General features: G+C 49.6%; 6 protein-coding genes. 1 reads left to right on the forward strand and 5 read right to left on the reverse strand.

Annotated elements, in window-relative coordinates:
• Positions 1–225 precede the first annotated feature (225 nt).
• The 5 genes from NG795_RS28045 to NG795_RS28065 all read right to left on the reverse strand — a co-directional run bounded on the left by NG795_RS28045 (position 226) and on the right by NG795_RS28065 (position 7,707).
• Positions 226–615, reverse strand: a complete 390-nt coding sequence (locus NG795_RS28045; RefSeq protein ID WP_367291888.1) for a pentapeptide repeat-containing protein — start codon at positions 613–615, stop codon at positions 226–228.
• 93 nt (positions 616–708) lie between these two features.
• Positions 709–1,152, reverse strand: coding sequence for a hypothetical protein (locus NG795_RS28050; protein ID WP_367291889.1), 444 nt, complete (start codon positions 1,150–1,152; stop codon positions 709–711).
• A gap of 1,324 nt (positions 1,153–2,476) precedes the next feature.
• Positions 2,477–3,385 carry a response regulator gene (locus NG795_RS28055; protein ID WP_367291890.1) on the reverse strand — a complete coding sequence of 303 codons (909 nt, stop codon included), beginning with the start codon at positions 3,383–3,385 and terminating at the stop codon, positions 2,477–2,479.
• A complete protein-coding gene (locus NG795_RS28060; protein WP_367291891.1) occupies positions 3,382–7,413 on the reverse strand; it encodes a PAS domain S-box protein in 4,032 nt (1,343 codons plus the stop codon). Before NG795_RS28060 ends, NG795_RS28055 begins: the two co-directional genes overlap by 4 nt.
• A 9-nt stretch (positions 7,414–7,422) precedes the next feature.
• The gene (locus NG795_RS28065) at positions 7,423–7,707 is read right to left on the reverse strand and encodes a hypothetical protein (RefSeq protein ID WP_367291892.1); all 285 of its coding nucleotides are present in this window, start codon (positions 7,705–7,707) and stop codon (positions 7,423–7,425) included.
• Positions 7,708–8,227: 520 nt separating this feature from the next.
• On the opposite strand from NG795_RS28065, the gene NG795_RS28070 reads away from it, so the two are divergent.
• Positions 8,228–10,675 (forward strand): NACHT domain-containing protein, encoded by a 2,448-nt coding sequence (locus tag NG795_RS28070; RefSeq protein WP_367291893.1) that lies wholly within the window; start codon positions 8,228–8,230, stop codon positions 10,673–10,675.
• The last annotated feature ends 139 nt before the right edge of the window (positions 10,676–10,814 follow it).

Consider the following 10,814-nt stretch of genomic DNA (forward strand, 5'->3'; position numbering starts at 1 on the left):
TTTTCAAGCCCCAGGCTAAAAATCCCTGAATGTAAAGCTTTCAGCCCTCATTCTTAACTTTTGTCAGTCAACCAGGTCATGACTTTAAAGGAAGAAACGACTAAAGTCGTTACGACGAACAAAGAAACCTTTTTTTCCTGTTTGTAGTAACGACTTCAGTCGTTTCCGGGTTCTGTGTCAAAACTTGAATGGATGCCCTGTAATTCACATAAAATCCCATCAAATTTAACCTTTTTTCAAGGATTGTAAATGGTGATGGGGGTCATAAACCGTTCCGTCTGGCATGATTGCGCCAGTTAAATCGGCATCCCTCAAATCAGCTCCGGTTAAATTGGCTCCGGTTAAATTTGCCCCACTTAAATTGGCTTCACAAAGCTTTGATTCAGATAAATTCGCTCCCTGTAAATCGGCTCCTTGCAAATCGGCTCCGGATAAATTAGTGCCAATCAAATTAGCTCTTTTCAAATTGGCTCCCGTAAAGACAACCCCTTTGAGGATGGCATTGGCAAAATTGGAGTTGTATTTGGGGTGTTCAGACTTGTCTGATGGATTAACTGGAAATCTGGGAAGATCTGAGGTACAAATTCCTTCTAGTTGAGTTCCGGCAGTTTTCATAAATTTAATCTTTATTAATTTAATTGAAGTCGGTTTTCAACAGTCTCTCATATTAGATTGGGGTGAGTCAGCAGCCTGAGTCCGGTGGGGTTTTCACCCTGGGGTGGAAAAAGGGGAGTTCGCGATCGCCCGTTTGTGGGTTGAAGGGTCCCCCTGGATTCGAGAAGCTGCGATCGCCACGGTGGATCCAGAAAGGGGTTCACTCCAGTTGGAACCGATTGTCCGGTGATGGGAATTCCACCGAGTCACCACTGGATCCCATCTTGGGCAAGACTCGCGGGTTGGCTCAAGTGGATCCGGAACAGATGCATCGGGTAAGGGATGTTCAGGCTGGGGGTAAGGGACCTTCACGACCCGCAACAGCCGCTCAGTTACGGTATGATCTGAAAAAGAGCAACGGGGTTCAGGATACGGAACCTGGACCATCCGGCAGAGTTTCCATCTGGCCCCTACGCCCTTGACAGACTGGTCCTCGTTACCGATTTCCGTAGGTTTAGGAAGAAATTTGTCAAAAATTTGAAAATTATATGAATTCATCTTGCAACTCTCCACCAATTAGAGTTACAGTAGATACGGGTACATTAGAATAGTGGTTTTGCGGTTTGGGGCACGTTTGTGTCCCAACCTTTTCTTTTGTAGGGGGGCTAGGGGTCAAGGTTAGAGGCTCCATAGATTTAACCCAAAAGATTTTAGAGGTTTTGCTTTAATTGTGGACTTCCGGTGGCCAGGTCCCTGGATAGGAGTTCATCTCAGGGGTCGTTTTTATTCGACCGTTGGGAACAGCTCCGGGGTACACTGGGAATAGGGTCGGTATGAAAACGTCCTCAACGGGTCTTGAATAGTGGTTTGGACCTTGCTGGGTCCTCAACGGGTCTTGAATAGTGGTTTGGACCTTGCTGGGTCCTCAACGGGTTTTGAATAGTGGTTTGGACCTTGCTGGGTCCTCAACGGGTCTTGAATAGTGGTTTGGACCTTGCTGGGTCCTCAACGGGTCTTGAATAGTGGTTTGGACCTTGCTGGGTCCTCAACGGGTCTTGAATAGTGGTTTGGACCTTGCTGGGTCCTCAACGGGTCTTGAATAGTGGTTTGGACCTTGCTGGGTCCTCAACGGGTCTTGAATAGTGGTTTGGACCTTGGAGGTCATGCCGGAATTAGCCAATGTGATTGTGGATACTCCTTGACTCGCCGACCAGGTGTGAATTCAGGGAAGGAAGTTTTAAAGTGGGTATCGAGGCTGCGGAGCCTCGCTACCCATTGCCCTCAACCGTTGCTTATCCTTAGTATTGTCGATGGATGTTTGCGATCGCGTTTGCAAACTGTTCAACTTGTGTATAACTTTGAAAAATTTTGTTTGACTTCCGAAAAATTTTCTGATTCTCCCCAAAATCATTGAGTTGGGACCACCGTGGAGGGTCCAGTTTAGGGGCATGGAAGGGGCAACCCGCAGCGAGAGAGGAGCCTTTTAATGCCGTTGGTAGGTTAAAATACTGAAGAGAACGACTGAAGTCGTTACTACGAACTGGGGATAACGACTGAAGTCGTTACTACAAACTAAGAGAACGACTGAAGTCGTTACCACTGAGATCTTGCACCATTCTCAACACCTATAGGGGTTTTAACCTTTTAGCCTGTAGAGGCGCTTTTATAAGCGCCTCTACGGCGGGGGATAAAACCCCCGCCTAATAGAATCAAGTCGGTTAAAAACCGACTGCAAGGCTGATACAGTGGTGTTTTCAGTCGGTTTCAACCGACTTGAGCTGTTAGGCGGGGGATTTATCCCCCGCCGGTTGTTGCTGAAGTTGTTACTACGAAAAGGGTAGAACGACTGAAGTCGTTACTACAAACATTGGGGATTGCGGGTTTAGGCTGGATATTGGATAGAGATCACCCGGTTGAGGAGGGTGCAGAACTCACTCAAGAATGTGACTTCGGCGGTGTCCCACGATCGCCCCTGGGAATGATAGACCGTGAGGACCCCCTGCCATTCTTCCCCTGGGGGAAAGGGGACGAGGAGGGCCGCTTTGATATTCAACGCCGTAAAATAGCCGATCGCCTCTTCAGGGACTGCGGTTTGTAGATCCGCAAAGGCAACTGCCTCTCCCGATAGCAACCGCTGGTAAAACCCCGTCTGTTGTAAGGAATATTTCGTTGCTGAGATTGCTTCACTTGCCACAGAGTCCATAAGACAGGTTCCCTGGCGATCGCATAGGGCCACCTGATCAACCCCTAACAAACCCCTTAACTGAGAAAGGGACCCCCGGAGAATTTCCTCCTGGGGTAAACACTGGGTCAGACTCGCTGCCAGATAGCGAAAAAGTCGTTCCCTCAGACTCACCTGATCCAATACCTGAGAGACTTGGGTCACTTGTTGTAGAGATTGAGACGCCTGCAATAACCGACTCACCCGCTGACGCAAGACGGCCCAATGTAGCGGTTTTGTAACATAATCCGTGGCCCCAGCTTCAAAGGCGCGATCGACGGAATCTGCATCGTCAAGGACTGTAATCATCAAAACTGGAGTATGCTCCCCTCCAGGCAGATGGCGTAACTGATGGCAACAGGTGAACCCATCCATCACTGGCATCACCGCATCCAGCAGGACCATATCCGGTTGCAATCGTTTAAATTCGGCCAAACATTGCTCACCATTTTTAGCATCAGCTACGGTATATCCTTCTTCTTCCATTGCTAGACGCAGGAGCGATCGCATGGAGCGATCGTCATCTGCCAGCAAAATTAACGGGGAATTATCTTCACCAGTAGGAGTCATGAATTATTCTGTTTCCGTTCGAGTTCCAAGGCTTTGATCACGTTTTCATACTCCTTTTCCACCTGGGTGAGGAGCGCCGGTGCATTGGCAGTCGTCCCCGCTCTACCTAAATTTTCTAACTCTTTCAACAGATTTGCAAGGGTGAGAGCACCGAGATTTGCACTACTCGATCGCAGCGAATGTGCCGATTGACGCAACCCTTCCGGATTACCTTGCGCCACTGCCTCTCGAATTTCTTGCAGTCGTTCCGGTGCATCTTCGAGATAGTTGCCGATAATCAGAGACAACATCGCTGCCGCTTTGGGACCTGCCATATCGCGTAAAGAATCCAAAATCTGGCGATCGAGGACTGCTTCACCCTCGCCATCCCGGGGGGGTGGAGGATTAGAACCAAACAAATGGTCACTGATAAAGGTAGACTGCATCTGGTCCCCCGAGTCAGTTTGGGCTGAACCGGATTGAATCTGCTCCAAAGCACTGGCCAAAGCCTTGATGCGAAAGGGTTTGGTAATATACCCATCCATCCCAGCGGCAAAGCATTTTTGGCGATCGCCCTCCATTGCATAAGCCGTAATTGCAATAATTTTCGGCGCAGGTTCTGGGCGGTTTTGCCATTCCTCCCGAATCCGCTTGGTTGCCGTCAATCCGTCCATCTGCGGCATCTCAATATCCATTAACACCACATCATAAGGTTGACGGCGCAAGGCTTCCAGGGCTTCGAGTCCATTTTGCACTAAATCGGCTCGATACCCAATCTTTTCCAAGGTCCGAATCGCCACTTCTTGGTTCACGGGATTGTCTTCTGCTAAGAGAATCCGTAAAGGCAGCTTGGGTGGAGAGGATTCCCCCAGAACAGCACGAGGCTGAACGGGATGCAATGTCTCAGACCTTTGTAAGGGGGGACTTTTTTCAATCTGAGCCTGAGGACAAGCCCGGGTAACAATCGTAAAGTAAAACGTAGAACCGGGAAACTGAGAACTGGAGGAAAAGGGCTGCACCGGCCAATTTTCTGGAGGATTTCCGCCACAAGTTCCCATACTTTCCACCCACATCTGACCCCCCATCGCTTCACATAAGCGTTTGCTGATGGCTAAACCCAATCCGGTGCCGCCATAGCGTCGCGAAGTAGACAGATCCACTTGGGAGAAGGATTCAAAGAGGCGGTGCATTCCTTCTGGGGGAATGCCAATTCCTGTATCTTGAACCTGGAATTGAATTCGATAGCGGCAAGATTGCCGATGGTCTGTGGCAAGCAGGTCCTCGGGGAGAGGAGAGGCACTAACCGAGACGATCGCCTCCCCGACTTCGGTGAATTTGACCGCATTTCCCAGGAGATTGACCAAAATTTGCTGGAGTCGGGTGCGATCGCCCATAATCTGGGCGGGAGTCTCCGGGTTAATTTGGGTAACGAAACGCAGCCCTCGGGCCGTCGCTTGGGGCGCGAGAACGCTCACTGCTCTAGCGATACAATCTGGCAAGGAAAAAGGTCGTTGGTCGAATTCCAATTTACCCGACTCAATTTTAGACAGGTCCAGGATATCGTTAATAATCCGTAATAAACTCTCGCTGCTGTTGCGAATCGTTTCAGTCCACTGTCGTTGTTGTTGAGTCTGGGCCGTATCCAGGAGAAGGTCCGTCATGCCGATCACCCCATTGATGGGGGTGCGGATTTCGTGACTCATCATTGCCAAAAACTCACTTTTGGCTTGATTGGCGACTTCAGCTAACTGTTTGGCGCGATCGAGGGCCAGATTTTGTTCGGCGAGTTGTTGACGCTGTTGGGTTTCCCGTTCCAGTAACTCCGCTTGCGCTAAGGCAATCCCAACTTGATCGGCCACCGCTTCGAGGAGTTCGATTTCATCTTCTCGCCACTGTCGCCATCGCTGGCATTGTTGCAAGGAGATCGCCCCATTGGGTTCTCCTTGATAGGAGGTGCGAATCGCCATGAGGGATCGCACACCGAGTTGTTCCAACATCGAGGAAATTGACGAGACCAAGGGGTTATTGTGGATATCATCAATCGCGATCGCCCGGTCCTGCTGAATTAAGCGTTCCACCAAGGGATTTCCCCGAATCGGAATCTCTAAATTTAACAGGGAACTCACCCCGGGCGTTAAATACTCCGTCACACAGTACAATTGCGCCTCGGGTAAGATTTGATAGCGATGGAGCAAACATCGATCCACCTGCAATGCTCGTCCCAGTTGCGTTGCCGTGGTTTGTAAAATTTGGTGGGTGTCCAAACTCTGGCGAATTTTTTGGGTAATTTGTCGCAGGAGTAGACTGCGATGAAAGGCTTGGGCGAGGGCAGTTGCTGCCTGTTGTCGTTCCAGTTCCCCCCCAATCCACTGCGCCATTAATTTGAGTAATTCTTGTTCTACCGCAGTAAAAGGACGGCGACGGGGATGGGAACTAGAAAAGCTCAGGGAAGCATAAATTTGACCGGCAACGGTGACGGGGGTGCTGAAATACGCCGGAGTCGGGTCCTTGGGAGCATGGGGATCCGATTCCCCCTCGGTCCCTACCGGGGACTGAATCCCATTGAGTCCAGGGACTGCCTCTAACGCCTCATGCCCTGGGCGATCGCCGGTCAAAACGGTCCCCGGAACAATGGCACAAGTCGGGGGATAGGCGGCAATCACTTCTAGGCGATCGCCCTCGAACCGCCCTAATAGTCCGAGTTCTAGCTCAAACCACTCACACCCCAGTTCTAGTAATCGCTGCAAACGCTGGTCAAAACTCAGGGCCGGATCCGCGCTGACTTCATATAAAGCCCGAATACTTGCTTCACTAAAGCGCAATTCTCGTTCCGCTTGCTTGCGCCAGGTTAGGTCAAATCCCGCAAAAACTGCCGCCTTACCCCCGAGATATTTCTGCGCGACGACTAAATAATGCCAGGGAAGTCCATCCACTTCCCATTCCATTTCTACAGAGGTTTCTGATTCGCTACTTTTGAAAAATTCCTGGACAAAATCTTGAATTTGGGTTCCGGATTCGAGAGCCCCAATCGGTTGCCCGATAAAGGTTTCCGGTTGAATATTGAAGGAACGCGCTAGATAACGGTTAATCCCCAGATAGGTCAAATTAGAATCAATCCAGGCGATGCTACCGGGTACCGAGTCTAAGACGGCACGCAGTTGATCTCGCGCTTGTCGCAGTTCTTCCTCGACCTGGTGGCGTTCCGTGATGTCCCGAACTGCCACAACCCGAACGAGGCGGTTTTGATACTCAATCATTTTCGGGTGCAATTCAGCGGGAAAGGTGGAGGCATCTTTCCGCAGTGCGACAACGAGATAGGGGCGATCGCTCTGGTTTTGAATGTTCTGCGAGACGATTTCCCGATACTCTGGAGTCACTAACTCCACACCGGAGGTGCCAATGAGTTCTTTTTTTTCATAACCCAGCATTTGAGCCAGAACCCGGTTCACATCGATAATGACCCCGCGATCGTGCAAGAGAATTCCTTCACAAGTGGCATCTGCTAAACAGCGATATCGTTCTTCCCGTTGTCTGGCTGTTGCCTTCCGTTGTCTGGGAATAACGTCGGGAACCCACCTGAGATTTACTGCGACTCCATCGATATCAAGGGGTTTCGTCTGGATTTCCCGGGATTGTTGCTCCTCTGCGACGAGGCAAGGGTCTAGGGGAACCTCTTCCCCCGCTTCCTGGGAAGCGATCGCTCCTTGGCGATCCCCGAGGGAATCCAGTTCCTCCAGTTTAAGTTGCTTTAAAGCGTCAATCCCATACCCATAAAACTCAGCGGCGGCGACATTCCCATCCAGAATCATCCCGGTTTCTGGATCAGTGATCAATTGCACTGCCGGATTTTCCTCAAATATCCGACGGTAGAGAATTTCCCTATTGATGAGTCGGGAATCCAATTGCGCCGGTTGTACTGGCTCAATGTTATCTGGCAACGATGCGATCGCCGATGGGTCCCGTTCTTCAATGCAGTGCATCCTTTTTGACCACAAATACCCGGCGATCGCACCCACAATCAACCCACAGAAAATCCCTATCCACTGCATAGTCTGCTGTTATGGTGTCTTTCTCTCATCATAAAGCGGTGAGGGGATTGGGGGAAGATGGGGAGGAGGGGAAGGATGGGGAGGATGGGGAGGATGGGGAGGATGGGAAGGATTGTTTGTAGTAACGACTTCAGTCGTTTCCGCGTTACTTGGCATCCGCCAAGTAACGCCCCAATGGAGGATTAAGCGCCAGTCCCCAAACAGGCGCTTAAGCTGCTCAGGGTAAGTGTCATGGCGGACGCCATGACACTCTTGGCAACGACTAAAGTCGTTACTACAAACAATCTTCCCCATCTCCCCCGTCTCCCCCATCCTCCCCATCTCCCCCAGGGGGACCAACTTTTTGTATAATAGGGGTTGAACCCCCCCGGCAGGGATGGCATTTTTGAAAACTTAAGGGCAAGTCATGTTTCCTAGACTTCTTCATTCCCGGAGTCTGGCTTTGACATTAACGGTGATTTACCTCACTCCACCCTGAGTCGGAGATCGCTTCGGGGTCCAGAAGTCATCACCACTTGCTGCCGTCAGGGATCATCAGGGTCATAGGAGGAAGATCCCCCAACACCAGCAACTGCGATCGCTGCACTGGAAACGTTCGGCCCCCATATTATAAATAGCTGATATTGTTTCGGCTTTTTTAAGCCGATAGCAGCTCGATTCAGCAATTCATTATCAATAGAGAGATTCCTCCTGGGATGGAGTGCTCTGATTCCTTGTGCCACTGTTAACCCAAAACAACTTCTTTTCACCGTGGATATTATCCTCTGTGTTCCCCAACTACAAGCTCCCTGGTTAAATAAACTAGATTATACCCATGAGAAAACGATCGCTGAACACGTCAGAAACTGGAAAGCTCAAGGCCAAATCTGCGTTTGAAAGAAGTGGCTGGACGCAACAAGATTTGGCTTTGGAAGTGGGGTTAGAAACTCGTCAATCTATTTGGAAGTTTTTGACAGGACGGCCTATTGATCGGGCGATTTTTATCGAAATTTGCTGCAAATTAGACTTGGATTGGCAGGACATTGCTGAGTTACCCCCGGAGGTTACCCCAGAGCCTCCCAAAACCGAGGATGATCCGGGGTTAGATCCGCCTATTGAAGATATCACCGCCTTAGTCACTGAAGTGCGATCGCGCATGAGGGAACCCATTCTCGCTCAATGTGGTACGCTCCGCCTTTTAGACAACTCCCAACCTGTTGCTCTGGATGATATCTACATCCAGATTAATATTCTCCAACAACTGAATCGCCAACGATGGTTAGAAGTCTCGGACCTCCAATTTCAGCCCTGGCAAAATCGTCAGTCCAAGGGTCAAGTAGGGCGGCGCATTTCTGCATCAGAAACCCAGTCCCAGATGCCAGCAATTAAAGCGGTTTGCACCTATCCCAAATTATTAATATTGGGAAAGCCGGGAGCCGGTAAAACTACGTTTTTACAATCTCTTGCGCTTCGCTGTATTCAAGGACAAATGAGCGAAGAGGCAGCCATTAAAACAGACACTTTAGGTCTTCCGGTTTTTATTAGAATTAGAGACTGGAAAACGGACATAAAACAGAGTGGAAATCGCACCTTACTCCATTATATTACTAAAATTTTCAACAACTTTGGCCTGCCATCGGATAAGGTTGAAACCTTGCTCCAAGGGGGTCATGCCTTAGTTTTGTTGGATGGATTAGATGAAGTCCCCCCGAGCGATAGCCGAGAAATTGCCCATGAAATCAACCAATTTTGTGAAACCTACTATCAAAATCGCGTGGCGATCACCTGTCGCTTGGGGGGATGCGAGTACCACTTCACGGGATTTACGGAAGTCGAACTGGCTGATTTTGATGGCTCACAAATTGAAGCGTTTGCTGAAAAATGGTTTGTAGCAGCCCGAGGCGATCGCGAAGCGGGTTTACTGCTCTCTCAACGCTTTTTAGAAAAGCTCAATCTACCTGAAAACCAACCGATTTGGGAGTTGGTGGCTACGCCCATTCTGTTAACCCTAACCGCGAGTATTTTTCAGACGAAAGAAGATTTCCCCAACAAACGTTCTAAACTCTATGAAGCCGGGTTAGATATTATGCTCGTGCGATGGGATGAAGCCCGAGGCATTCAACGGGATGAAGTCTATCGAAATTTATCCCTGCCTAGAAAAATAGAACTGTTGAGTCAAATTGCGGCGACCACATTTGCTCAAAGTAATTACTTTTTTGAAAAGCGGGAAATTGAGCATTATATTGGGGATTATTTGGCCACATTGCCCCAAAGCAATACAGAACCGGAAACCTTGCGTTCGCAAAGTTCCTCGGTTTTAGAGGCGATCGAAGCGCAACATGGTTTATTAGTAGAACGAGCCCGAGGAATTTATTCCTTTTCCCATTTAACCTTCCAGGAATATTTTACGGCGCGTCAAATTGCGGCAACACCGGATCCCAATGCGTTGGAAGAGGAGTTACAAGGGTTAGCGAGTCATGTCTGTGAACCGCGATGGCGAGAAGTGGTGTTACTCACCTCAGAATTGTTAAGAAATGCTGACCCTTTGCTGCAAGCGATGAAGCAGCAAATTGATGTGATGTTGGTTGCCGATGGCAAGTTGCAGCAGTTTTTAGCTACTACCAGTGCTAAATGCCAACGGCTGGAAGGATTGTACAAACCCGCAGCAGTTCGGGCATTTTACTTTACCTTGTTTCGCGATCGCAGCTTGGGTTTAGCCCTCGCCCTGGATCCCAGTTTAGCCCGGGATTTGGCCCCAGAGTTAGCTTTGGATTTGGAGTTGGCACGCGCTTTAGAGTTGGTTTATAGTTTGACTCGCAACCCCAATGTCAAACAAATCCTCTCCCTGGGGTTTGCTCTGGACCTCGATCGCAGTTTAACCCATGAGCCAGAATTGCGGGAAGGATTGCAGGAACTCAAGGACCAACTGCCGGATCCTGGGGAGGGTCGCGATCGCTTAATTGCCTGGTGGGGCGATCGGGCTTATGCCTGGGCGGAACAATTTCGCGCCTTGCTCATCCAGCATCGCCAAATTGGGCACAATTGGCAGTTTACCCCCCGACAAGTGGCGCTACTTGACCAATATTATCAAGCCAATCAACTCCTCGTGGATTGTCTGCATGGCGAGTCCCATTGCTCCTGCGTCGTGCGATCGCACCTAGAGGCAACCCTCATTTTACCCGTCGGAGAAATTGAAACCTCCGAGATCGCCTCGAACTCTTCCTCTGACTACTTTATTCAAATCAGTGACAGTTCTATTCCTTTCGCTAAACTGATGCCCTAACTTGATTGACTGGCTTTGAATCAGTCCAGGTTTATGCGCCGAAGACTGATTTATCCGCTAGAATGAATCCCCTGGGATAGAGTAACGCGATCGCATTAAAAGGGGTCCCTCTATTCTATGGGTGGCACTTCATACCGCT

The organism is Laspinema palackyanum D2c, assembly GCF_025370875.1.
Lineage (GTDB): Bacteria > Cyanobacteriota > Cyanobacteriia > Cyanobacteriales > Laspinemataceae > Laspinema > Laspinema palackyanum.

What these genes read in the sequence shown, in the direction of transcription:
- NG795_RS28045 (WP_367291888.1), bottom strand. Translation starts at nt 615, where the DNA reads ATGAAAACTGCCGGAACTCAACTAGAAGGAATTTGTACCTCAGATCTT.
- NG795_RS28050 (WP_367291889.1), bottom strand. Translation starts at nt 1,152, where the DNA reads ATGAATTCATATAATTTTCAAATTTTTGACAAATTTCTTCCTAAACCT.
- NG795_RS28055 (WP_367291890.1), bottom strand. Translation starts at nt 3,385, where the DNA reads ATGACTCCTACTGGTGAAGATAATTCCCCGTTAATTTTGCTGGCAGAT.
- NG795_RS28060 (WP_367291891.1), bottom strand. Translation starts at nt 7,413, where the DNA reads ATGCAGTGGATAGGGATTTTCTGTGGGTTGATTGTGGGTGCGATCGCC.
- NG795_RS28065 (WP_367291892.1), bottom strand. Translation starts at nt 7,707, where the DNA reads ATGGGGAAGATTGTTTGTAGTAACGACTTTAGTCGTTGCCAAGAGTGT.
- NG795_RS28070 (WP_367291893.1), top strand. Translation starts at nt 8,228, where the DNA reads ATGAGAAAACGATCGCTGAACACGTCAGAAACTGGAAAGCTCAAGGCC.